We start from the raw sequence: 26,157 nt of genomic DNA, 5'->3' as shown, positions 1-26,157 counted from the left end.
CTTTACTAGGCCTGTTTTTCCATTTATACAACAAAATAAAATGCTTTTAATGGTCCATGTACCCCAACGACAAGGTTCATTTCAATGTCAGCAGAGTTACTTGGTCCTGTAATAAAGTTAATACAAGAAGCTGGTGCTTCTCCATTTTCTACACGTGTATTTAAATCATGAACCGCTTGTGTAATACGCGGTACTAATGTTTCACGTGGAATAATAGCTACATAAATAGTTGGTAAGAAGTGTAGTGAACGCCCTCTTCCTTTATGACTTTGCACTACAATTGTACCAGATTCCGCTAACGTATAATCACTAAATGAAATTCCGATATTTGCTTGTTCCGCTAGCTTCATGTTTTCATCTTTCTTCTCTGGATCCCAAGTATTTACTTCTACATTTTCACTCGGAAGTTCCGCTCCAAACAGTTGTTGTAATCCATACTCTTCAAAACGATCATCTTGAGATAACATAATTGGCCCGCCGCCATTTTCTGTGATAACGTTCTTGATTGCTGCACTTAATCCATCTCTATTCGTTTCAATGACAGTCGTATGAATGTTGTTACATTGTTTCTTAAATACTTCTAATAGTTCTTCTTGTGAGCAATCGTTTAACGTCTCTAAATTTATATTATTTTTCCATTTAGGGCGTTGTACACCTTCTGTTTTACGCTCACGTCCAAGTTGTTTTGCGACATTCTCTAAAAATGAATCACGATTTTGAATCGTTCCTGCCATTAGTTATTCCCGCCTTTCTTATGCTCTTTATACCAATCACGGAACCTTTCTTTACTTGGAGCTGGGAATTCGCGAATCTCCGTCCAATTTTTAAGTGGTCCCACACCTTTAGAAACGCGGTTTCCAGATGTGAATGGGCTCATTGCAGCTGGCGCCATTTTAGATCCCATTTTGTATAAAGCAGCAGAAGAAGCGCCCATACTAAACATCTTCATCGCAAGCTTTTCTGCAAGCGGTGCACGTCCTTCTTTTTCCACGATGACTTGACGATGTTTTAATAACAAGTCATGTAATGGAATTTTTACCGGACAAGCTTCTGTACATGCTCCGCATAAACTAGATGCATATGGAAGTTCTTTATAATCATCATATCCACCTAAAAGTGGTGTTAATACCGCACCAATTGGTCCAGGATAAATGGATCCGTAAGAGTGACCGCCAACATGACGATATACAGGACATACATTGATACATGCCGCACAGCGAATACATTGCAATACTTCACGGAACTCAGAACCTAAAATTTCAGAACGGCCATTATCTACAACAACTAAATGGAACTCTTCTGGTCCATCTACTTCGTCTTCTTGAATTGGTCCTGCTACTGTTATATAACTTGTTAGCTTTTGACCAACAGCACTACGGCAAAGTAAACCAACAAGAACATCGAGTTCTTCCATTGTCGGAACCATACGTTCCATACCCATTACCGCAATCTGCGTTTTCGGGATGGACATCACAAGGTCTGCGTTACCTTCATTTGTTACTAAACAAAGAGAGCCTGTGTTAGCAACTGCAAAGTTACATCCTGTTACGCCAATTTCTGCATCCATAAATTTTTTACGAAGGTGTTTACGAACAAACTTCGTCATTTCATATGGATCATCAGAATTTTCATATCCTAATTTTTCTTTAAATACGTCACGAATTTGCGTTTTATTTTTATGAAGCGCTGGTGCAACAATGTGAGATGGCGGATCGTTGTCTACTTGTAAAATGTATTCTCCTAAGTCACTTTCAACAACTTCACAGCCGATTTCTTGAAGCACATGGTTCATACCAATCTCTTCTGTTACCATTGATTTTGATTTAACAACTTTTTTCGCTTGTTTCTTTTCAGCTACCTGTTTAATATACTCAGCTGCCTCTTCCTTCGTTTTCGCAAAGAAAACATGGCCGCCTCGTTTTGATACATTTTCACTCAGCTGCATTAAATAATAATCTAAATTTTCTAGCGTATGCTGACGAATTTGTTCACCAAGATCACGCCATTCTTCCCAGTTTCCTAGCTCATCAGCTGCCTCTAAACGTTTTGTATATAGACGCGTTTGTGCAGATGATACTGCTCCGCGCATAAATGAATCTTGAAGATTTTCGCCAACACGCTCATTAAATTTTTTATCACTAGTTTTCATAGACATAGCTTACTTCCCCCTCCATCAGCGGCTATTCAATACTTCAGCAATATGCATTACTTTCACATTTTTTCCTAAACGCTCGATACGCCCGCCAATGTTTAACAAACACCCACAGTCTGCTCCAATTAAATAATCCGCTCCTGTTTCCATGACACTGTCGACTTTTTCATCTACCATTTGTTCAGAAATTGGTGTCATTTTTACTGAGAACGTTCCCCCAAAACCGCAACAATTTTGTACATTTGGCAGTTCCCTTACTTCTAGACCTTTCACATTTGATAGTAAAATGCCTGGAGCTTCTTTTACTCCTAGTAAACGTGTCATATGACAAGATTTATGAACCGTTGCTACGCCATCCAAGCGAGCACCAACGTCAGTAACTTTTAACACATCAACAATAAATTGTGTCAGTTCGTATGTTTTTTCAGCTACTTTTTTCGCACGTGGTCCCCATTCTGGATCATCTTTAAATACGTGTGGATACTCGTGAAACATTGTCGCACAAGAACCAGAAGGTGTAACGATATACTCAGCGTTTTCAAATGTGCTAATCATATGTTTCATTGCTTCTTTTGCCGCTTCTACGTGACCGCTATTATAAGCTGGTTGTCCGCAGCAAACTTGCGCTTCTGGAAATTCAATTTCGCAACCTAATCGCTCTAAAATTTCAACCGTTGCTTTGCCGACATTTGTTTCAAACATATCGACTAAGCATGTAACAAATAATGTAACTTTCATATTATAGTTCCCCCTCATCTCAACTCAGTCAACAATCATATGGTCATCAGATGACTTAGTAAAAAAGAAAGAAGCGAAACATAAATTATTCATGTTTTATTCTTTCTTCTATTTCAGAAAACGCTTACTTATACTTTCTCTATTTTATCAAAAAAATAAAATTTTGAAAGTACAATATTACGAATTTGTTTTCTCGATGCCTGTGACCATACATTCCACATTCGTTAGGTGATCTTGCATCGCTTGCTGCGCTGCTTCAATATCATTCTCTAACACTGCTTCATAAATTTTTCGATGCTCTTCTAGAAGTCTTTCTGCTGTTGTTTGTTCACCATATAAAATAATTCGTCTTGTTTCACCAATTGCTTCAGCAATCATTTCAGAAACATGGTTCATCAATTCTAACAAAATATTGTTATGTGAAGCTTCTGCAATTGCCATATGGAAATTGAAATCTGCTTTTTCACCAGCATTTTCATCTCCTACACTTTTTTGCATCTCATCTAACCAATGCTGCATATTGTGCAAATTTTCTTCTGTACGTTTTACTGCTGCCGCACGAGCTGCTCCTACTTCAAGCACTTTCCGCACTTCCAATAAATTCACAATATCCTCTTGTTTCATTAATAGGGTTGTATTTAATGACGATGTTAAAGAAGATGCATCGAAATTCCTCACATACGTGCCTTCCCCTTGTTTCATCTCAATTAAGCCCATTGCTCGCAAGGCACTTAACGCTTCGCGCACAGCAGATCTGCCAACTTGAAACTGCTCTGCCAATTGATGAACAGGAAGAAGTTTGTCACCAGGCTTTAAAGTACCATTTTTAATCATTGCTAAAATGGCTTCCGATACTTCTTCGTAAATTTTTTTCGGCTTAATAGATTTGTACTCCAGTTGTATCACCCCAGTATCATCCAAACAACAATGACAACAATTTATACCGTGCTACCGAGCAGTGAGGGATGAACTCCCTTGTCACCGCTAGAAGTTTCACTTTATATAGAAAATAGCATCCACATCTATTTTAGAACTAAATACGCAGAAGTACAAACATTTTGTTCATAAAATAGACAAAAAATTATTCCGAAGAGATAATTGGTAAATAAATCGAAATTTTCGTTCCTCTGCCTTCCTCACTTTCAATATGCCACGTTCCACCGTGAATGTGCACAATTTGTTTTACAATTGCAAGTCCTAGCCCAGTTCCACCATTATGACGACTCCTTGCTTTATCGACTCGATAAAAACGTTCACCTAATTTTTCAAGATGCTCGGCTCCAATGCCAATCCCAGTATCTATAATTTCCAGTTTACATTTCTCTGCTTGTTGTTCTAATTGCACATGAATAGCACCGTTCTCACCTGTGTAGCGAATGGCATTATCTAATACATTATGAAGCACTTGTTGCATCCTATCTTCATCAATATTGACAATAATATCTGGATCGAGAATTGTATGCAATGCAATTTTTTTTTCTATCACTTGTAATTCATATGTCTCTAGCACATCTTCAATTAATTGCGCAAATACAATTGGTTGCTTTTTAAGAGGAAAACGTTCTCCCTCAAGTTGTGCTAAATCCAGCAAGTCATGAACAAGACGCTGCATACGCCCTGCTTCTTTATGAACAAGTTGGGTAAATTTTAATTGCTGTTCTCCTTTTGCTACTCCATCAATAATCGCTTCACTATATCCTTTAATATAACTAAGCGGTGTTCGAAGCTCATGTGACACATTTGCTAAAAATTCTTTTCGCTGTACATCCTCTTCTTCTAATGAACTTGCCATTTTATTGAATGCTTTGCCCAGCCTTCCAATTTCATCTTCTGATGAAATCGTAATCCGCTGCGAAAAATCTCCTTTCGCCATATGATTCGCGACTCGTTCCATTTGTGAAAGCGGCTTTGTAATTGCAATAACAATCTTTCGTCCAATCCATATCGTTAACACAATCATTACAAGGGCAAGGGGAGCTAAAATGAGTCCCATTTCATAAATTAAATCTTTAATGCTCTTTAAAGGAATATAAGAATATACAATACCGACTAGCTTTTTATTGTCTAACACAGGAATAACGATACCCATAATGTTACGATGAAAATGCTCTTCATACCCAATCTTTGTAACCGTATTTCCTTCTAGTAATGTCTGCCGATCATTCTCACTAATAATTGAATTGTAATGAACGTCAAATGGAAGACATGCACTTAAATCACGCGGATTGCTAACAAACAATACATCTGCGCTCGCAATTTTATCGAATGATTTTACCTTTTCTTCAAATACATCTACGGGCTCATCTGCTCTATATTGCGCCACAAGACGATTTCCCTCTGTTTTTAATGTCTCTTCAATATTTTGAACATATAATTTCTCATACGAATACAGCGAGACAAAATATAAAAACGAAACTGTTACACACACAGCACATGCAACTGTAAGCCATAACTTTTGTACCATCGTAAACATCTTACACCTCAAATTTATAGCCTACGCCCCAAACAGTTTGAATACAATTCCCCTGTTCTTTAAGCTTTAAGCGCATTGTTTTCACATGTGTATCAACTGTTCGAGTGCTTCCAGCGTAATCATAGCCCCAAACTTTTTCAAGCAATTGCTCGCGGCTAAATACTTGGCCATTATGCTGACAAAGAAAATAAAGTAAATCAAATTCTTTAACAGTTAATGAAATACCTTCGCCCTCTATTTCAACGCGGCGGCTTTTCTCATTAATTACAATCGGTCCAAATTCCATCTCTTCTTGTTCTTCATATTTCGTATATCTCCTTAATACCGCTTCCATACGTGCAATTAATTCTCCAGGGCTAAATGGTTTGACAATATAATCATCCGCCCCAGTGCGTAGTCCATTTACACGATTCCACTCTTCCCCTTTTGCTGTCAAAAAGATAATTGGAATATCTGATGTTTTTCGAATTTCTTTACATACTGTAATCCCATCCATTTCTGGCATCATAATATCTAAAATAACAAAATCAAAGTCTTCTGTTTCCAGTATGTGCAGTGCCTGTTTTCCATTCTCAACTTCTTTCCACTCATAACCAAAATTGTCTAAATACATACCAACAAGTTGCCTCATATCACTTTCATCATCAACAAGTAATACTTTATACTTACTCATTTCTTCTCCCCTACTCTTTGCACAAATTGAAATGGCCCTTTCCCAACTGAAATCGTCTGTTTTATTTTCATTTCGTTTAAATCTACAACGTACACTTCATCACTATCATAGCTTGCAACATATCCTTCATTGCCAATTTGCCAAAATGCAAATGAATTCGATCCTACTTCAAGAGAATCTACTTCTTTATACGTTTTCCCATCAAATTTTCTCAGCATATTGGACCCGTGACTAAGTACATAAATGAATTGTTTATCTGTAGACAGACTGACCGGCATAAATGGTGCATCTAACGATTGAAGCATTTCGCCATTTTCGAGAGAATACTCAAGTACTTTTTCATTTACTTGTTTACCGTCACCGTGTCCACCAATAAAGATGTCCTTTCCATCTTCGCTAAGAACAGCACCTGTTGAAGCTGGTGGAATCATAAAAGAGTTCACAACCTTCTTTTGTTTCACATCAATACTAGACAATTTCGTATCATAAAAATTGAGAACATATAGCATCTCATTATGTTGCACCATAGTAAGCGGGCCTTTCCCCACTGAAATACTCTCTTTTTCTTTTCCATCGGTTGTGAAAGTACGAATTTTTTGCTGATTTTGATCCGCTGCGAACAATTCTTTTCCGTTTTCAGATAATAGAACGTTTGCTATACCCTTTCCTGTATTCCATTTTTCAAGCTGTTTTCCATCTTTTAAAGAATACACATATATATACTCTAGTTGTTTTCCATACACAAGCAAACGATTCCCGTCTGGGAACAACGTTGTTCCCATAATAGCTTCATTTAAATGCCACGTTGTAATTGTTTTTTTCGTATCAGTATCAATAAAGCTAATACTTCCTTCTTTTATGTTTGTCGTTATAAGAAGAGGCTTTTTCGGATCAATAGACTGATAATCCCCTCCCTTACACCCTGTAAGTAATAGTACGATACAAAGTGAAATAAGCCACCTTTTCAAAAGATTACCTCCATTATGGACAGTTTCGTTATACTTGTAAAATAGCAAATAATTGTGAGGAAAGTGTGAAATCTTTTTTCTTTATAATGATCACTATATAATAGTAAAACAAATATAAAAATAGTGGGTGTTAGAAGTATGCTTTTTCCCGACTTAGCAAATAAAATTGTCCGTGAAGTACGTAGACTCATTACTGAAAATATTATCATTATTGACGTAAATGGAACAATTATCGCAAGTACAGACCAAGTAAGAATCGGAAGCTTTCATGAAGGAGCTCTTCGCTGTGCTGAGCAAAAAAGGACGGTAATTATTACAAACGAAGATGAACAGCGTCTATGTGGCGTAAAAGCGGGCATCAACCTTCCTCTTCTCTTTCATGATGAAGTGATTGGTGTAATTGGTATTACAGGTGAACCAGAAAACATTTCACAATACGGAGAAATATTACGGAAGATGACTGAGCTATTAATTCACGAAAACTATTTTATAGAACAACTAGAACTTGAACAGCGCTCATACGAGGCATTCGTATTTGATTGGATTCAAGGTAATGATTGGTCTCCTACCTTCTTAGACCGTGCAAAAACCCTTGGAATTGATTTACAAAAAAAGAAACAACTCATTTTACTTTCATATAATCAAGATGACACGATGCTCCAACGAAAAATTTGGCAACATATACGTAATCTTTTACCAAAACAAGACTTGTTTGTACGCTGGGGCAACGACCGGTTTATTTTATTTCAGTCGTTTGAAACAAAAAAAGAAGCGTTTCAATTTTTAAAGCGATTAAAATATGAGTGTGAAGCATTATTTCCTATTATATTAAGCATCGGTATTGGACAAATAGTTGCACCAAGTGAGATGCACCTCTCTTATGAACAGGCACTAAGGGCACTTATTGTTTCTCAAAAAACGACAGATATTATTTTTAATGAAGATTTGCGTCTAGAAATGTGCATTCAAGATATTAATCCCTATACGCGTGAAGAATTTTTACAGCGCACAATTCACAAACTTCATGCAGAAACAGAATTGATTCAAACATTGCGTTTATTTATTGAAAACAATCAATCGTATAAACAAACAGCGGAAATGCTCCATATCCATATTAATACACTGCATTACCGACTAAAGAAGATTGAAGAATACACCAAATTAGATCCAAAGCAAATAAAGGATTTAGTCATTTTATATTTCGCCCTGCTTCTATTGGATAATCATCCAAAAAAAGAAGGAAAAATAGGATAATATTTGTTTATTCACACATAGCGGAAACCCCCGCTTTTTTTTATCATAAAAATAGAAAAACACTGTGACAAAGTTTGTATTCAAAAAAGCTTTGCATAACAGTTTGAGGGGGATTTTCAGTATGCTAAAACAACAAATTGTTGATGCACTCATATCCATTGTTGGTAAAGAGAATGTAGATACGTCTAACATGGGACGTTTAACGTATAGTTACGATGCGACTCCAAACTTTCAGGCAATGCCAGATGCCGTTGTCGCACCTCGTAATACGCAAGAAGTAGCAGAAGTTTTAAAAGTATGTAACGAGCATAAGATTCCTGTATATGTACGCGGCTCTGGAACGAATCTTTGCGCAGGAACTTGTCCGCTAGAAGGCGGGATCGTCCTTATTTTCCGCCATATGAATCGCATTTTAGAAATTGATGAAGAAAACTTAACAATTACAGTGCAAGCTGGTGCCATTACATTAGATATTATTAAAGCTGCCGAGGAAAAGGGATTATTTTATCCACCAGATCCAAGCTCGATGAAAATTTCAACAATCGGTGGAAACATTAATGAAAATTCTGGTGGTTTACGCGGTTTAAAATACGGAGTAACGCGTGATTATGTCATGGGTCTTGAAATCGTTCTACCAAATGGTGATATGATTCGCACAGGTGGTAAATTAGCAAAAGATGTAGCTGGCTATGATTTAACACGTTTATTTATTGGATCTGAAGGAACACTTGGCGTTGTAACAGAAGCAGTTCTAAAGCTTGTTCCAATACCAGAAACGAAAAAAACAATGCTAGCTTTATATCAAGATATTAATGAAGCTGCACGTGCTGTTTCTGCGATTATTGCAAATAAAATTATTCCGGCAACATTAGAATTTTTAGATCAACCGACAATTGAAGTCGTAGAAGAGTTTGCTCAAATCGGCTTACCAACAGATGTAAAGGCCGTTCTGCTCATTGAACAAGATGGTGCCCCGGAAGTAGTAGACCGTGATATTGAAAAGATGGCAAACATTTGCCGTTCTCTTCATGCTGTTGATGTTCGCGTTGCAAAAGATGAAACAGAAGCAGATGCGCTTCGCACAGCACGCCGCAGTGCGCTATCTGCATTAGCACGATTAAAACCAACAACAATTTTAGAAGATGCAACAGTGCCTCGTTCGCAAATTGCACCGATGGTAGAGGCAATTAATGAAATTGCTAAAAAATATAACATTCCAATTTGTACATTTGGTCATGCTGGTGATGGTAATCTCCACCCTACTTGTATGACAGATGCTCGTAATGAAGAAGAAATGCACCGTGCCGAACAAGCATTTGCTGAAATCTTTGCAAAAGCGATTGAACTTGGCGGCACCATTACAGGTGAACATGGAGTTGGTGCGATGAAAGCTCCTTATTTAGAGCTAAAGCTTGGTAAAGAAGGCATAGCGGCAATGAAAGCTATTAAGCAAGCATTTGATCCGAACAATATTATGAATCCTGGTAAAATGTTTGCAAAAGACTCTCGCAAAAGAGTGGTGGCTCAGCAATGACTACATTAAATACAAAGCAAATTCAAAAAGAATTTAAAGAACGTTTAAATGAAGATGAACTGCTGAACTGTATGCGCTGCGGCTTTTGTTTACCAACATGTCCAACCTATATTCAATCTGGGCTTCAAGAATCCCACTCTCCGCGCGGGCGCATTGCGCTAATGAAAGCGGTCGTTGATGGCTTAATTGAACCAGATGAAGACATAGAAAACACGCTAAATGTTTGTCTTGGCTGCCGCGCTTGTGAACCTGTTTGTCCATCGGGCGTTAATTATGGACATCTATTAGAAGAAGCACGTGATATTATAAATCAAAACAAAAAATTCTCTATACCAGTCAAGGCTGTTCGCAAAATTGTCTTTGAAGGGTTATTCCCTCATCAAAATCGTATGCGGACATTAACAGGACTGATTGGGTTTTATCAGCGTTCCGGCTTACAAACATTCACACATAAAACAGGGATTATGAAGTTATTTCCTGAAACATTAGCAACAATGGATCTCGTTCTTCCAAAAGTACCAAAAATGAAAGAAATGAAAAGCCGTCCTGAGTTTTTGCCAGCAGAAACGGCAAAAAAAAGACGTGTTGCCTTCTTTACAGGTTGTTTAATGGATACAATGTTCTTAGAAACAAATAATGCCACAATGAAACTATTGCAAATTGCAGGTTGTGATGTTGACATTCCAAAAGAGCAAAATTGCTGCGGTGCCCTGCACGGCCATGCTGGTGAAAAGAGCGGTGCAAAAGAACTTGCGAAGAAAAATATTCAAGCATTTGAAGACTTAAAAATTGATTATATTATTACAAACGCTGGTGGCTGCGGTGCCTATTTAGTTGATTACGACTATTTATTAAAAGATGATTCAGAATGGGCAGACCGTGCAAAACAATTTGTTGCGAAAATTAAAGATATTTCAACTATATTAGTAGAATTAGATTTTCATAAACGCACCGACTTACGTCTTCCACCGCAAGTCATTACGTATCAAGATTCTTGTCATTTACGAAACGTGATGCGTACATCTTCTGAACCTCGCAAGCTATTACAAGCGATTCAAGGTGTAACTTATAAAGAAATGAAAGATGCTGATCGTTGCTGTGGTTCAGCTGGTATTTATAATATTGTACATTCTGAACTATCAATGGAGTTTTTAGACTACAAAATGGAGCGAGTTCATGAAACCGAAGCAACAACAATTGTAACAGCAAATCCTGGCTGTTTACTGCAAATGAAACTTGGTATTGAACGTGAAGGCCTTTCCCATAAAATGCAAGGAGTTCATATTGTAGACTTATTACTTGAAGCAGTAACACAAAAAGAACAATAAAGTGAAACTTCCATCAGTGGGAGCTTTATCCCCACTGATGGAAAGCTCTCACTAATCGGGCGCATGCCAGCAGTTATTCCCACCTATCTTCTTCGCTTTTCTGTGAATCTAGAGGTGGGGGGTCTTACTGCCCGCGAATAGCGGGATAATTTTAAACGAAAAACGGGCGTACCTTTCTCTATTAAAGATACGCCCGTCTTTTTTATAGTCTACAACATTAAAAGTATGTTACTGTATCGTAAAAAAGAACGACAAAAAGATTACAATTATGTAAAAAAGCATCCATAATATTCCTCGTTAATCCTCTATAAATGCTGATGTTATCCCCTTTCTCTTCCTCTCCACCGGAAGTTATATCCAATTTCTCTTTTATTTCTCCTCATAAAAAATACTGTCTATTCCTTATAACATCTAGTATTTCGGCATTTGTTCTTCCTCTAAAATCTAGGATAAAAAAGGAAATCTCATAACCTATGAATTTTTTTCCAACTTTTTTTCGACAAAATCTATGCTACGATGAATGTGTCAGTCAAACAGGCCGACAAAAATAAAATCTGTGTGATAACAGTTTCATAACTTTATACATAATTAGGGGGACAATTTAACAATGAAAAAACGTGTTTTACTATCTGTAGCTGCAGCAACTGCTCTTACATTTGGATTAGGGACAAATGGTGCGAAAGCAGAAACAGTGCAACCATCAGCAATTAAAGTTCAAAATATTTCGCAATCTCCATTTTTCATGCAGCATATGAATCAACAAGACTTCCAATCTTTCATAACATCTCTTTTAAACTCATATGCAAAATGGAATCCAGGTGCTTTCCAATCAGGTAACTGTGTAATTCCTGGACAACCAACTAACGTAACTATTACAACTCCTTGGGGAGATGTTGTAATTACAAATCCAGTTAATAACAATGAAGCAAATACACCAGCTGATAACAACCAAGCTAATAAGCCTGCTGATAAACCAGCTGATAACAACCAAGCTAATAAACCTGCTGATAAACCGGCTGATAACAATCAAGCTAATAAGCCTGCTGATAAACCGGCTGATAAGCCTGCTAATAAGCCTGCTGATAAACCAGCTGATAACAACCAAGCAACTAAACCGGCTGATAAACCAGCTGATAAGCCTGCTAATAAGCCTGCTGATAAACCAGCTGAAGACTCAAAAGGTTCATTAAGCGCATTTGAGCAAAAAGTTGTTGATTTAACAAATGCTGAACGTGCAAAACAAGGTTTACCAGCATTAAAAGTAGATACTGAGTTAAGCAAAATGGCTCGTATTAAATCAGAAGATATGCAAAAAAATCATTACTTCGACCACACTAGCCCAACATACGGTTCTCCGTTTGATATGATGAAACAGTTTGGTATTTCATACAGATCTGCTGGTGAAAATATTGCACAGGGACAACAGACTCCAGAAGAAGTTGTACAAGCTTGGATGAATAGTGCAGGTCACCGCGCAAATATTTTAAATAGCGGATACACACATATCGGTGTTGGCTATGTAGAAAGCGGAAACTACTGGACACAAGAATTTATTTCAAAGTAAGCATAAAATGAAACTTTAATCAGTGGGGGTTCTCCCCACTGATTATTAGTTACACCAATAGGGCGCATGCCAGCAGTTTATCCCTATCTAACTTCTTTGCTTTCTGCTGAATTTAAAGTTGAGGGATTACTGCCTGCAAATAGCAAAATAAATAGAGCCTTTTGAAAAGGCTCTATTTATTTTGTATACATATAAGAATGTAATATATGAGAAAAATCATGAGGAAGAGGTATATCTACGTCAATTTGACGCTCTGTAATCGGGTGTAACATTGTAATATGAGCAGCATGCAATGCTTGACGAGAAAGTAGCTTTGTCTTACCGCCATACAATACATCACCGATCAGTGGATGACCAAGATAACTCATATGAACACGTATTTGATGTGTTCTTCCCGTTTCTAATTGAACTTTAACAAGCGTTATGTTACTTTCCTTCGAATATTGCACGACCTCATAATGAGTTACAGCACGGTCACCTTTTGGAGAAACACGGCGCCTCGATGCATGATGACGATCTCGTCCAATTGGAGCATCTATTGTGCCCCGCTTCTTTTGTATTTTCCCTTCAACAAGTGCCATATATGTTCTCTTAATTTTTCGTTCCATCAATAATCGATCCATAATCACACCAGCTAATGCATGCTTTGCAAAGACGACTCCGCCTGTTGTATCCTTATCTAGCCGGTGAATGTGACGTACTTTTGTTTCAATTCCTTGCATTTGCAAATGAAATGCTACATAGTTTGCTAATGTTCCTGTCCCACCTTTATTTGCAGGATGTGTATCTACTTGAATTGGTTTATTAACAATTAATACATGGTCATCTTCATATATGACTTCTATATCGTAAAACTCTGGTTCCACATCATACTCTTCTTGCATGAACATATGAACTTGCAATTTATCTCCTTCTTGCAGTTGGTCACTCCATCGTTTTCCTTCTCCATTAACAAGAATGCTTTTTTCCATACGATATTTATGTAATAACTTTTTCGGAACTTGCCATTCCTCTTTCAAAATAGAATCAATCGTTCGTCCCTCCCATACAGAAGGAACCGTAATTTCACACCATTCTCCCATTTTCTTTACTTTCATTCAATCACCTTATTCTTATTAATGCTCTTATTGTAACGGAAAATCCCTTCTCATGCATAGTTAAAAAGACAGTTCAACAACTAATGAACTGTCCTTAATAGCCTGATTAGTCGGGCTAACCATCAGAACATCACTGATGGAAGTTTCAATTTATCCAGCTCTAACGGGCAGTAAAATTCGCAACTTAAAATTCTAAAGAAACCAAAGAAATTTATTGAGAAATAACTGCCCGTTAGAGCCCGATTGGTCTGGCTAACCATCAGAAAGTCACTGATGGAAGTTTCAATTTATGCGCGTAGTTTTTTCATTTCTTGCAGCATTTCTTCAGCTTTTCTTTCATATGATAAGTCCTTAAAAAATTCAGCTAATCTCTTGTAGTCATTATAGGCATCTAATAATTGATCTATCGATTCATGATTACATTTTTTTAACTGTGTTTTCAGTTTAACAGGATAACGATATTCTCCTATATCATGAATTTTATAATACTCCTCCTCTACTTGAATCACTTTCACAAGCTCATCTTCTTCCGCATCTAGCGTGTACCCATCAAACTCTCGCAATAGTTCATAAATAATATGTGTCCATTCATCATTTGGATAAAAACCTTTTTCTAACCGATAGCCGACAATGCGATACATATGCCCATCATTTTCTGCAAATTGTACAGTATCATTCAATTTAAATTTAAAATAACGAAACATTGCCTTCACCCACTCTTATATGTAATCTCCTTATCTCATACTATTCGCTAAAAGGGTAGGAGGCTATTCATACAAATAGCTCTCACCATATAAGATGAGAGCTATTTCTCAATGCATTTCTTTCCGTTTCTTCTTCGTAAATGGGAGCCACCAGTTCCACTCACCAAACATTTTCATTAAACTTGGCACAAGAATTAATCGAATAATTGTTGCATCAAGGAATATAGCTAGCGCAACGCCAATCCCCATTTGTTTCACTGGCAAAATATCAGTAAAAGCAAATGCACCTGTAACAACAATCATAATTAACGCAGCTGATGTAATAATTCGGCTCGTTGACACTAATCCTTCTAATGTTGCATAATCATTATCTCTTGTCTCTCCGTATAATTCATAAATACGTGAAATAAGAAATACTTCATAGTCCATACTTAATCCAAATACTAACCCGAAAATAAAGATAGGTAATACAAATAATACTGAGCTCTGTTCTAATCCAAAATGGCCTCCTTCAAAGAGCCAAAGGATAATTCCAATGGTCGCACTTAAACTAAGCACATTCATCACAATTGCTTTAATCGGAATAAGTAAAGAGCGAAATGCTAGCAATAAAATCAGAAATGTTGAAGTGAAAATAACAGACATACCAACAACAACTTTACTTTTAATCTCATCTTCTAGTTCTTGTTGCAATGTTGTCATTCCGCCTACATAATATGTTATACCTTCCGTTTTATAGTTTTCTTTAAAATCCCGCACCCATTGCTTTGCCTTTTCTGTTCTTGGCTTTGTATCTAAAATGATTCCAATTGTTGTCTTATTATCTTTCACATATGCATCTAATACTGGCTCTACTTGCGCACGATTTGGCGATTGCAGCATTGCTGCCAGTTGCTCTGCCGACATATTTCCAAGCTGCTCGTATAGACTTTTCACTTCATATACATCTTTATCCTTCTTTAATTTCTGTACAACCTTTTGCAACGATTGTAAATTTTCTTTTTCTGTTACATTTCCTTTTGTCTCAACAACAAGTGTCACATCTGCATGAGTTTTGATTATTTTATTAAACGCGTCTTCATAACGTTCATAGGCAATGCGAGCTTCACTTTTCTTCGGCAATGCTTCTACACCAGGGAACTGTAAATCTGCACTGCGAAGCGGCAGCAAACAAATAACAATAAATGTAAGCACAGCAACTGTCATCACAATCGGATACTTCATTACGAACTGTGCAAATTTACGCCACATTGGTGCTGTACGATGAACATTTTGGTTCTTTCCTATTAAACGTTTTCCCATTAACGTTAACAATGCCGGGAGCATCGTTAACGAAAATAAAATACTCATTACTACAACAATCATCCCGCTAATTGCGACAGATTGAATATAATCGATTTTGAAAAAGAACAAACCGGATAAACCGACAAATACACATAAACCTGAAAAAATAATTGCGCGCCCTGCCGTTTGATATGTAATCATAATTGCCTCTTTGACAGAACGATGCACAAGCTCTTCCCGGAAACGATTCACAAATAAAAGAGCAAAATCAATAGATAAAGCAAGCCCAATCATCGGCGCCACGTTTAGTACAAAAATAGAAAGTTCCTTTTGTTCTCCGACAAAATATAAAATCCCCATCGTACTAATGACACTTAGCGCACCGTTTAAAATAGGCAAAATAGATGCAAACAAACTACCAAAAGAAAGCACTAATACAAGAAAAGCAATCGGCAAACCGATCATCTCTGCTACTTTCAAATCATTTTGTGTTCTTGTATTTATTTCATCATTAATGATTGGATATCCAGTTGGAGACACTTTTACTTCCCCGTTACTTTCTTTTTGAATCTCTTTTGCAAAGGCTAATGTTTTTTCTTTCCGCTCTTTACTTGTTTTCCCGGAAAATAAAATAGTTGCATAAGCAATATCATCCTGTAACATTGCTTTATTTTCTATAGGATGATGAAAAGAATCGTATGTTTCTTCTTTTTGAATTTTTTTTACAATCTCATCAATTCTCTCTGTAAATCTTTGCTGAGACACACCTTGTTCTTTTTGAAAGACGAGCAGGAGCGTATCTTGTGACTGCTTAAAATCTTTCTCTAATATCCCTTTTGTCGTTTGATAATCGCCTTTCGTTTGAAATCCATCCCCGCCTAATACACCTGGAAGCTTCGGTGCAAATATGCCAAGTGTCACAGCTAGCAATACTAATAGAGCAATCGTTGTATAGCGAAATCGATATAAGAACGCTCCAACCTTTCCCCATGCATCTACTTTATGTACAGTCGTCTTCACCAAATATCACCTATCCCTCTTCTCCATTTCTATCTCATATTCTATGTCTTAGTGTATCATATCCATTCTCTAGCTCATAAAGTAAAACATCCATCAGTGTTTTTTTATCCTCCACCTAGCAGCTTCTTCGCTTCTCTCTAAATTTTGAGGTGGGGGCCCGCGAATAGCAGGATAAAAAAAACTATCCTTTTAACCAAAAGGATAGTCTCATTTTAACGCTCCTGATTCATTTGAAAACGAGCTGAAAACAAACGATGTAAGTAGATTGTGATAATAAGTAATACACCACCCGTACAATAGCCAGCTAAAACATCAGTTGGATAATGTACAGATAAAATGATGCGACTTAGTCCAATTAAGATAATGACTGCAATTGCTAATATCGTTACAAAACATTTCGCTACTACACTTTTTACGTTTGCTGCGATGATATAGACAAGAAATCCATACGTAACAATCGCTAACATCGCATGCCCGCTTGGAAAGCTATATCCAAGTGCATCTAGCGCCTCATTTATATTCGGACGATCTCTTTTTACAATGGATTTGATGAGCTTATTCATAAGATTCGTGCTAATAATAGAAAGAGGATATAGTACCATCGCTACGTAATAACGCTTCTTCCAAAAAAAGAAAAGACTTACTACTAGCACACTTACAATTCCAATTGTAGAACCGAGTTTTGTAAAATAACGAAAAAACGAAAGTGATGCTTCTGTTTGGAATCCTTTTACCATCATGTTTACATATTCATCGACTGTTGTCACTCCGCCTGAACGTACTTTCCATACAATGATACTAAATAATCCAAGTAAAAGTATGATGCACATCATCTCATACATATGTAATTTCTTTTTCAAACCTTAGTTCCCCTTACTATAAAAAAAGGCGATTTCCGCTAAGAAATCGCGTTTTTATTATTTTCCTTTACCTGTCTTTAGTTCTGTCCAATAACGATCATAATCTTTTAATTTCCCATCCACATCGACAAGCCATTCTGTACGATTTAACTCTTCTGGTGTTAAGAAAATCATATGATTCTCTTGATATTCTTTACTATGAAGAGAACGAGCTTTTTCATTTGGGTTACTATATCCAATGGATTCATAGTTTTTCACACTAACTTTTGGATCCATTAAGTAGTTAATAAACTTCTCTGCAAGCTCTTTATGTTTTGCACCCTTTGGAATCGCTAATGTATCTGCCCAAATTGTTCCGCCTTCTTTTGGAACTACGTAATCAACATCTTTATTCTCTTTTGCAATGAATGCTGCATCTCCAGACCATACTGTACCAATCCATGCTTCTTCCGTAATGAAATTTTGCTTAATATTATCTGTATCAAACGCTAATACATTTGGTAATAATTTTTGAATATCCGTGAAAGCTGTTTTTAATTCAGCATCATTTTGCGTACTATTTGAAAATCCATTTTTCTTAAGTCCCATACCAAGGACTTCACGAGAATCATTTAATAACGCTACGTGACCTTTATATTTTTCATTCCAAAGATCACTCCAACTTGTTGGCGTTTCTTTCACATATTTTTTATTATAAGCAATTCCTGTTACGCCCCATGTATAAACGATAGAATATTTATTTTCCGGATCAAACGGAGGCGTTTTAAAGTTCGAAACAAGATTCTCTACATTCGGAATGCTCTTTTTATCTAACGGCTCTAACAAATTCATGTTTACCATTGTTTTTACCATATAATCAGACGGTTGAATTAAATCATACTGTGCACCGCCTGCTTGTAATTTCGCAAGCATTTCTTCATTACTTGCATACTTATCATAGTTCACTTTAACGTTATATTTTTTTTCAAAGTCTTTAATAACTTGCTCATCGAAGTTATCAGCCCAGCTGTAAATATTTAATTCCTCTTTCTTTTCACCGCATCCCGCTAACACTCCAGCAGTAATTCCAAAAGTAAGTACTGTACTTGCAGCTACTTTCATCCATTTCATTTGCATTCCCTCCCTAATTTGAGCTTAATAAATGCCCCCATCTATTATAACGGCAGATGGCCTCCTGAATTTTCTTCTCCATCCGCACCCTTATTACGGAACACTTCAGAAGCAATCATTAATCCGACAATCACAACAATCAAAATTGTAGAAAGCGCATTGATTTCTGGCGTTACACCATGTTTTACCATACTGTAAATATACAGCGGTAATGTTGTTGATCCTGGTCCTGATACGAAGAAGCTAATAACGAAATCATCAATAGATAATGTAAATGTCAATAATGCCGCTGAAATAATAGCTGGTGTGAGCCCTGGTAACGTCACATAACGAAACGTTTGCCACGGGGTCGCCCCTAAATCATTTGCCGCTTCTTCTAAATCACGTCCCATACCAGAAAGTCGTGCTGATAAAATAATAACAACAAATGAAATACTAAATGTAATATGAGCAATAATAATTGTCATTTGCCCAAGTTCAATACCAAGCTGACTAAATAAAATGAGAAGTGATAATCCCATTAAAATATCTGGAATTAAAATTGGTAAATATACAAGTCCATTAATTGCACCTTCAAAACGATATTTATAACGATACAGAGCAATTGCAAACAACACACCAAGCAGCGTGGAAACAATTGTCGTAACAACAGCAATTGTTAAACTGTTTACAAACGCATCCAGTACATCCTGTTTTTGAAATAAATCTGTATACCAATGAAGTGTAAAACCTTGCCACTCCGCATTAATACGCGAGTCATTAAACGAATACACCATGAGTACCATCATTGGTAAATAAAGAAACAATAAAATCAGCCATGAATAGGTGACTAAAAACTTTTTCATATTCGTTTATTCCCCTCCGTTTCCATAGTTATATACTTTCGTAGCACGATAATATAAGTAAATTAAGAGAACGGAGAATAACACAACAATGATAGATAATGCTGATCCAAACGGCCAATCACGTGCACCTAAAAACTGATTTTGAATAACGTTTCCGATTAATGCAACTTTCGAACCACCCATAATATCGGATACAACAAACATACCAATAGATGACACAAATACTAAAATCGAACCCGTCGCTATCCCTGACATCGTCATTGGAATAGTTACATGCCAAAACGCTTTAAGCGGTGTAGCTCCTAAGTCATATGCAGCTTCTAATTTTCTCTTATCAAGCTGTGCAATTGCTGCATATACAGGTAAAATCATAAACGGTAATAGCGAATATACCATTCCTAAAATAACAGCTGGCATATTATATAGTAAATTTAAAGGTTCACTAATAAAGCCTAATTTCATCAATACAGTATTGACAATTCCTTGTGAACGTAAAATAATAATCCAAGCATACGAACGTATTAAAAAGTTAATCCAAAACGGAATCGTTGCAAGAAGTAGTAAAATAGAACGCCATTTCTGATCAACAATTGTTATCGTATAGGCAAATGGATACCCAATTAATAAACAAAGTACTGTTGTAATAACCGCAATTTTCACTGTTTGCCACAACGTCTCCATATAGAGCGAATCAAACACACGTTTAATATTCTCTAGCGTAAAGCTCATCTCAACTGTCCCATACGTCCCGCGCTGTAAAAATGCAAAAGCTAATACAAACAAAAGCGGAACTAAGAAGAAGATAAACAGCCAAGTAAATGTAGGTAACGCAAGTAATTTCCCTTTTTTCAATTTAAGGTCACCTCATCCGCTTGCTCCCAGCCTACAGATACATTATCGCCAATGTTCCACTGCATTTCTTTTTCTGCACCTTGATATGCCATCCATAGTTCTGCCGTCTTCTCATCGCGAATATATAATTTCTCCATATTTCCAACAAATTCAATATCTTCAATATGACCAAGGTGGTATCCAGGAAGAGCTTGTTCTTCCACTGAACGTACTTTCACATTTTCTGGACGTACTGCTGCATAGGTTTCCCCTGTGCGAATAATATTATTTTCTCCAATAAACGTCGCAACGAACAACGTTTTTGGTTTATGATAAATTTCTTTTGGTGTTCCGATTTGTTCAATGTGACCTTTGTTCATAACCACGATGCGATCGCTCATGCTCATCGCTTCTTCTTGATCATGCGTCACATAAATGAACGTAATACCAAGATTACGTTGTAAGTTTTTCAATTCACGTTGTAAATCTTTTCTAAGCTTAAAGTCTAGCGCTCCTAATGGCTCATCTAATAACAACACACGAGGATTATTTACAATTGCACGCGCAATCGCCACACGCTGCTGTTGTCCACCAGAAAGTTTAGCTGGCTTACGATTACGGAATTCTGTTAATTGTGTTAAACGCATCGCTTCCTCAGCACGCTCTTGTTGTTCAGCTTCAGCAACTTTTTGCATCTTCAGCCCAAAACGAATATTTTTCTCAACAGTCATATGCGGGAATAACGCATAATGCTGGAATACTAAATTCATATGACGTTTATAAGGAGGCAAATCGTTAATCTTTTCTTCATCAAGTGCAATCGTACCTTTTGTTGGTGTCTCAAAACCAGCAATCATACGAAGTAACGTTGTTTTCCCACAACCACTCGGACCAAGAATTGTTACAAACTCTCCTTCCTTAATATCTAAAGAAAGCGGCGGAATAATAACTTGATCCCCAAAATGCTTCTCTACTGCTTCGACCTTAATAATATTTTTCATTTCCTCATCCTATCTATCTCATATTTTTTTGTATTCATAACGAATTATTACTTTTATATAAAGCTAGACAAAAATCACGTTTTATATCACACTAATAGGCAGTAAAGGCCTGAGTAATTACGAATGTTTCACTTTATGTAGTATGTTTGATTCATTTTTACCGCGCTATTCACCCACCTCAAAATTCCGAGGAATCAAAAAAATAGATGGGGAGAACCCCTATCGATAAAAATTTCATTTTATATAATACACACCTTGAATAGAAAAACCCCTTCAATTACGAAGGGGGTTTATCATACAGCTACGCTAATAGATAAATACCATCACTATTTTAACAATTTTCGAATGAATTTTAAAGCACTTTTTGTAGAAGAATAGCGGATTTTCATGTCAAACACTGTCGATTGAGATAAAATACTTTTATAGTGCGAAAAGGTTTGAAAGCTATACTCTCCGTGGTAACTACCCAATCCGCTTGAACCAACACCACCAAATGGTAAATATGGAGTCGCTAAATGATACACAACGTCATTAATACAGCCACCTCCATAAGAAATGGATTGCGTCACTTGCTTTTGCACATCTCGGTCCTCTGCAAAAACATATAATGCTAACGGCTTCGGATGACGTTGAACAATTGCAATAACATCGTCTATATGTTCATATTCTAACAGTGGTAAGATTGGCCCAAAAATCTCATCTTCCATTACCGTGTGATTCCATGTCACACCTGTAAGCACTGTAGGTTCAATAAGTAGTTTATCTTTATCATAATTACCGCCTATTACAGCTTTCCCATCTTCCAAAAATGAACACAATCTTTCAAAATGACGCTGACTCACAATACGAACATATTTTTCATTTTGCAAAGGCCGCTCTCCGTATTGTTCACGTACCGCCTTTCTCATTTCTTCTATAAACTGTTCTTTAACAGAGGAATGAACATATACATAATCAGGTGCAACACATGTTTGTCCTGCATTTAAAAATTTCCCCCATACAAGCCGCCGCGCTGCAACTTCAAGTTTTGCATCTTTATGTACGATACAAGGGCTTTTACCACCAAGTTCAAGTGTAAGAGGTGTTAATTGCTTTGCAGCTGCCTCCATAACAATTTTCCCAACTCCGACACTCCCGGTAAAGAAAATATAATCAAACGGCTCCTTTAATAAAGCTGTACTCGTCTCAACACCACCCTCTACCACAGCGACAAGCTCTAATGGGAATAGTTCCGTTAATATTTTCGCAATAAGCTTAGAGACATTCGGCGTTAGCTCTGAAGGTTTTAATACAACTGTGTTTCCAGCTGCAAGTGCTCCGACTAACGGGGCAAGCGCAAGTTGAAATGGATAATTCCATGGGGCAATCACTAATGTTACGCCATATGGCTCAGGAATAATTTTTCCCTTTGATCCAATATGAGTCATTGCTGTTTTAACTCGCCTTGGTTTACTCCATTTAGAAAGATTCTTTATCATAAAAGAAATTTCTTTTAATGTGTACCCAATCTCTGTTGTATACGATTCATGCTCTGATTTATTTAAATCAAGCTTTAGCGCTTGAAAAATTTCAGACTCATAGCGCTGAATACCTGCATATAGCGCTTGTAACTGTTTCTTTCTCTCATCTATTGCCCTTGTTTTCCCGCTATAAAAGTACGCTTTTTGTCGTTCTATAATCGATGCAATCTCCATAAATATTCACCCCTCTATTTCATCATACTCCATAATATCTTCTTGTTTCTTCCTATTTAAGATAAAACTTCTATGAATAATTTTTTCCATCCTCGACTAACGAAAAGCTCGCACCAATCAAGCACATGCTAGTAGTTATCCCTAACAGGGTTTCTAAGGCAAGGAATGATAAAGTGAAACTTCCATCAGTGGTTAGTTAAACCAATCGGGCTTTTACGGACAGCTATCCCCCACCTATCTTCTTCGCTTTTCTTTAAATCTTAAGGTGATGGGCTTACTGTCCATTAACGCAGGATAAAACGATATGTAAAATTTTATTATATATTACTTTACGAATAACTTAAAATATATTTGCCCATGAAAAAAGCTGTTGAAAGAAATTTCTTTCAACAGCTTCTACATGATTAGCGGTATACGCGAATTGCCCCTGCAGAATTATCGTCTGCTTGTCCAACTACTTCAAACTTCAATCCAAGCTGAGGCACTTTACGTCCTGCATCTGGAATTAAAGTGTTCATATACGCTTTAGAATCATCAAACTTCGTTACGCCTGGTAACCCTTTGTAATCAAATGTTCCGCGTGTTGGAGATACAACTTTCCAAGCCGGTGTTTGATTATATGAGAACGCAGCGTCTGCAATTTGGTATCGTGTGCTATTTGCAACAGTTGGTTTACCGTTTAATGTTCCAACAATTGCTTCTGGGTGAGAATCAACAACACCAAGGAATCCTTCACCTGGGTGAACACCAACCCAGTTATCTGTAAAGCTAGAATCTGCATACCATACAAGAAGACCTGTATTGTACACTGGACCGCGGCCATATTTTAATGCTTCATCTGCACCAGCATAGTTTCTCCACTCTAAATAGTAGTTATGTGGCTTTTTATCAAAACCGTTTGATACAACGAAGCCATTTAATTTAAATTGTGGTGTACCTTCTGCATCATCAGAAAACACAACCTTGCCATCTACAGTTAATGTAGCATTATCTAACGTAAAGCCGTTTGGAGCTAAACCACCATCTGTAATATATTCAAATACTAATTTTACTTTTTTCCCTTTAAATTGGCTTAAGTCATAGGACTTATCTACCCATTTACCGTCAGTTGTGTCTAGACCATTTTTAACATTCTTTTCACCAATTCTATCCACTAAAGTCTTTGTACCGTCTTCTGTAACGGCATGTACTTCAAGGAAATCATAACCAGCTTCAATTTCATACAATGATTTGAAATCAAATTTCGCATTTGTTGCATTTGTTAAATCAAACACAGGTGTTTCTAATGTTGTATGAAGATCATCACCTTTTGTACTGTAGTAATATTTCTTACCAAATGCAGGCTCAATGCCTTTTACATCTTTATCTGGTAAGTTAACACGAATTAGATTAGGGCGAGCTGATTTTGTTACACTTTGATCTAAGAATGTTGCAAAACCAATCCCTTTATTTAACTTGTCGTAATCTACTTCAGTAATATTTGCCCAGTTACCGCCAATTGTTTTTTGAAAAAATTCTCTATTTTGCGCTGAGAAGCTTGTTGGCGTTGTACCTGCAATGTTTCCTGCCCAGCTGCCGCCACTCATAATAGACCAAGCTTGAACCGGCTCACCTGCTCCAGTATATTGTGTATCATACTCATCAGGAAGACCTAAATCATGACCATATTCATGTGCGAATACACCAACTGCTCCGTCTTCCGGTTCAATTGTATAATCGTATGCAGCCATTTTACCGCCCCAATTATTAACTTTTGCTTTTGTACCATCAATTGGATATGGTTTTCCAAGGTTCCAGCGATGTGACCAAATTGCGTCGTCACCTAACTTGCCACCACCTGCTTCTTGACCAACTCCAGCATGAATAATCATTAAGTGATCAATCAGGCCATCTGGCTCATTTTTATTTCCGTCTCCATTTAAATCGTATTGATCAAATTGATCGAATTGAGATAAGTCAATACCGCTATCTACAGCTGCTTTTAATGCATCTTTTACAAGATCACGAGGTCCTTTTGGGCCCTTATTATCATGACCACTACCAGCATCAGCACCATAATCTGCTGCCTTACCTGGAACTGTTAACCATTTTGTTACTGTTCCATCTACTGTATAGCTGCCGCCTGATTGCTCTTCATAGTACTTCTTAAATGTTTCAATTTTTGAACCATCAAATAATGTAAACGGTTCATCACCAAATAACATTTTTTGATAATGTTCCTGATTAAAATCATTTGCATACATATAACCAGGCTCTTGATCAATATTGTTATGCTTAAAGTCAGCATATTCTACAAGTAATACAAGAACTTTATCTTTGCGAACAGGCCCGTTATATTCTTTTTGCTTTGCTGAAGTAGTTGGTACTTTACCGTTTAGTCCCGTTTTACCAACAGCTTGTCCAGCTACCGGACCGCCGACATGTCCATTTGCCTTTTCTTTCGTGTCTGCTTTTTCATCTTTAACTTTTTTCAAAAAGTCAGAGGCTTCTTTCGTAACACTATCCCCCGCTGCTGGTTCTTTTCCAGGTTTTTCACCCTTCTTTTTCTCTACATAATTTTCAACAGCTTTTAACGTGTCTGTTTTCGACGCCGATTCACTAATTACGCCACGCTTCTGTAATGCATCAGCCAATCTGTCCTCTGGAATTAAATGATCATCGACTGGACTAGAAGTTATTACATTAGAAGGTGTTGCCGCATAAGCAGATTGGCTTCCAAACCCAAATGTGCAACTAAACACAGCTGCCGCCGCAAGCGTAGACAGCACCTTAAAAGGCTTTTTCTTCATCCCTATTTCCTCCCTAAACTTGAATATGTTTCAATATTTTGATAATATTAAAAATTCTATCTTTTTACAATATATTGTCTTAATTTGTAACATTTTTGAAAAAATCCCTCATTTCAGATACGCTTATATACGGATTTATCTATATTTTTAGAAAATATTGATAAATATTGATAAACCTATTAAAATCTCTATATAGAATTACAAAATCCTAGTTGTGTTTCATAAATTTTTAAATTAT

Annotated in this window: 21 protein-coding genes; 4 read left to right on the top strand and 17 right to left on the bottom strand. The window is 36.9% G+C overall.

All coding sequences use genetic code 11. The features are described 5' to 3' along the window. Positions 1–23: 23 nt before the first annotated feature. The 7 genes from WAX78_RS12600 to WAX78_RS12570 all read right to left on the bottom strand — a co-directional run bounded on the left by WAX78_RS12600 (position 24) and on the right by WAX78_RS12570 (position 7,004). Positions 24–734: a LutC/YkgG family protein gene (locus tag WAX78_RS12600; protein WP_336482612.1), complete on the bottom strand. Its 711-nt coding sequence runs from the start codon at positions 732–734 to the stop codon at positions 24–26. Then, positions 734–2,155, bottom strand: a complete 1,422-nt coding sequence (locus WAX78_RS12595) for a LutB/LldF family L-lactate oxidation iron-sulfur protein (protein WP_336482611.1) — start codon at positions 2,153–2,155, stop codon at positions 734–736. Before WAX78_RS12595 ends, WAX78_RS12600 begins: the two co-directional genes overlap by 1 nt. A gap of 18 nt (positions 2,156–2,173) precedes the next feature. Then, positions 2,174–2,890 carry a (Fe-S)-binding protein gene (locus WAX78_RS12590; RefSeq protein ID WP_336482610.1) on the bottom strand — a complete coding sequence of 239 codons (717 nt, stop codon included), beginning with the start codon at positions 2,888–2,890 and terminating at the stop codon, positions 2,174–2,176. A gap of 177 nt (positions 2,891–3,067) precedes the next feature. Continuing rightward, positions 3,068–3,757 (bottom strand): FadR/GntR family transcriptional regulator, encoded by a 690-nt coding sequence (locus WAX78_RS12585; protein ID WP_336483017.1) that lies wholly within the window; start codon positions 3,755–3,757, stop codon positions 3,068–3,070. Positions 3,758–3,971: 214 nt separating this feature from the next. Continuing rightward, the gene (locus tag WAX78_RS12580) at positions 3,972–5,363 is read right to left on the bottom strand and encodes a sensor histidine kinase (protein ID WP_336482609.1); all 1,392 of its coding nucleotides are present in this window, start codon (positions 5,361–5,363) and stop codon (positions 3,972–3,974) included. A gap of 1 nt (position 5,364) precedes the next feature. After that, positions 5,365–6,036 carry a response regulator transcription factor gene (locus tag WAX78_RS12575; protein ID WP_336482608.1) on the bottom strand — a complete coding sequence of 224 codons (672 nt, stop codon included), beginning with the start codon at positions 6,034–6,036 and terminating at the stop codon, positions 5,365–5,367. Then, complete coding sequence (locus tag WAX78_RS12570) at positions 6,033–7,004, bottom strand: YncE family protein (RefSeq protein WP_336482607.1); 972 nt, start codon at positions 7,002–7,004, stop codon at positions 6,033–6,035. Before WAX78_RS12570 ends, WAX78_RS12575 begins: the two co-directional genes overlap by 4 nt. Positions 7,005–7,142: 138 nt before the next feature. On the opposite strand from WAX78_RS12570, the gene WAX78_RS12565 reads away from it, so the two are divergent. The 4 genes from WAX78_RS12565 (at position 7,143) to WAX78_RS12550 (ending at position 12,684) form a co-directional block, all read left to right on the top strand. Continuing rightward, a complete protein-coding gene (locus WAX78_RS12565) occupies positions 7,143–8,258 on the top strand; it encodes a CdaR family transcriptional regulator (protein ID WP_336482606.1) in 1,116 nt (371 codons plus the stop codon). A 121-nt stretch (positions 8,259–8,379) separates the two neighbouring features. Continuing rightward, entirely contained in the window at positions 8,380–9,792 is a 1,413-nt protein-coding gene (gene glcD, locus WAX78_RS12560; RefSeq protein WP_336482605.1) for a glycolate oxidase subunit GlcD, read from the top strand. Continuing rightward, positions 9,789–11,120, top strand: a complete 1,332-nt coding sequence (locus tag WAX78_RS12555) for a (Fe-S)-binding protein (protein ID WP_336482604.1) — start codon at positions 9,789–9,791, stop codon at positions 11,118–11,120. Before glcD ends, WAX78_RS12555 begins: the two co-directional genes overlap by 4 nt. A gap of 742 nt (positions 11,121–11,862) precedes the next feature. Further along, positions 11,863–12,684: a CAP domain-containing protein gene (locus WAX78_RS12550; RefSeq protein ID WP_461781925.1), complete on the top strand. Its 822-nt coding sequence runs from the start codon at positions 11,863–11,865 to the stop codon at positions 12,682–12,684. Between the two features lie 176 nt (positions 12,685–12,860). Here the strand turns inward: WAX78_RS12550 and WAX78_RS12545 are convergent, their stop codons facing one another. From WAX78_RS12545 to WAX78_RS12500, 10 genes are all read right to left on the bottom strand, one after another. Then, complete coding sequence (locus WAX78_RS12545) at positions 12,861–13,781, bottom strand: RluA family pseudouridine synthase (protein WP_336482602.1); 921 nt, start codon at positions 13,779–13,781, stop codon at positions 12,861–12,863. Positions 13,782–14,068: 287 nt separating this feature from the next. Next, positions 14,069–14,485: a histidinol dehydrogenase gene (locus tag WAX78_RS12540; RefSeq protein ID WP_336482601.1), complete on the bottom strand. Its 417-nt coding sequence runs from the start codon at positions 14,483–14,485 to the stop codon at positions 14,069–14,071. Between the two features lie 108 nt (positions 14,486–14,593). After that, positions 14,594–16,789, bottom strand: a complete 2,196-nt coding sequence (locus WAX78_RS12535) for an MMPL family transporter (protein ID WP_336482600.1) — start codon at positions 16,787–16,789, stop codon at positions 14,594–14,596. A gap of 212 nt (positions 16,790–17,001) precedes the next feature. Next, positions 17,002–17,649, bottom strand: coding sequence for a phosphatase PAP2 family protein (locus WAX78_RS12530; protein WP_336482599.1), 648 nt, complete (start codon positions 17,647–17,649; stop codon positions 17,002–17,004). 57 nt (positions 17,650–17,706) lie between these two features. Next, complete coding sequence (locus WAX78_RS12525; RefSeq protein ID WP_336482598.1) at positions 17,707–18,759, bottom strand: polyamine ABC transporter substrate-binding protein; 1,053 nt, start codon at positions 18,757–18,759, stop codon at positions 17,707–17,709. 44 nt (positions 18,760–18,803) lie between these two features. Further along, positions 18,804–19,604, bottom strand: a complete 801-nt coding sequence (locus tag WAX78_RS12520; RefSeq protein WP_336482597.1) for an ABC transporter permease — start codon at positions 19,602–19,604, stop codon at positions 18,804–18,806. Positions 19,605–19,610: 6 nt separating this feature from the next. After that, the gene (locus WAX78_RS12515) at positions 19,611–20,456 is read right to left on the bottom strand and encodes an ABC transporter permease (protein WP_336482596.1); all 846 of its coding nucleotides are present in this window, start codon (positions 20,454–20,456) and stop codon (positions 19,611–19,613) included. Next, positions 20,453–21,436: an ABC transporter ATP-binding protein gene (locus WAX78_RS12510; RefSeq protein WP_336482594.1), complete on the bottom strand. Its 984-nt coding sequence runs from the start codon at positions 21,434–21,436 to the stop codon at positions 20,453–20,455. Before WAX78_RS12510 ends, WAX78_RS12515 begins: the two co-directional genes overlap by 4 nt. A gap of 326 nt (positions 21,437–21,762) precedes the next feature. Further along, positions 21,763–23,130 (bottom strand): aldehyde dehydrogenase, encoded by a 1,368-nt coding sequence (locus WAX78_RS12505; protein ID WP_336482593.1) that lies wholly within the window; start codon positions 23,128–23,130, stop codon positions 21,763–21,765. Between the two features lie 404 nt (positions 23,131–23,534). Further along, positions 23,535–25,919: an immune inhibitor A domain-containing protein gene (locus tag WAX78_RS12500; protein WP_336482592.1), complete on the bottom strand. Its 2,385-nt coding sequence runs from the start codon at positions 25,917–25,919 to the stop codon at positions 23,535–23,537. Between the last annotated feature and the right edge of the window lie 238 nt (positions 25,920–26,157).

Source organism: Bacillus yunxiaonensis (assembly GCF_037104695.1).
In the GTDB taxonomy this organism is placed as follows: Bacteria; Bacillota; Bacilli; order Bacillales; family Bacillaceae_G; genus Bacillus_A; species Bacillus_A yunxiaonensis.
The sequence above is the reverse complement of the archived record's forward strand: the minus strand, read 5'-3'. Positions and strand labels throughout refer to the sequence as shown.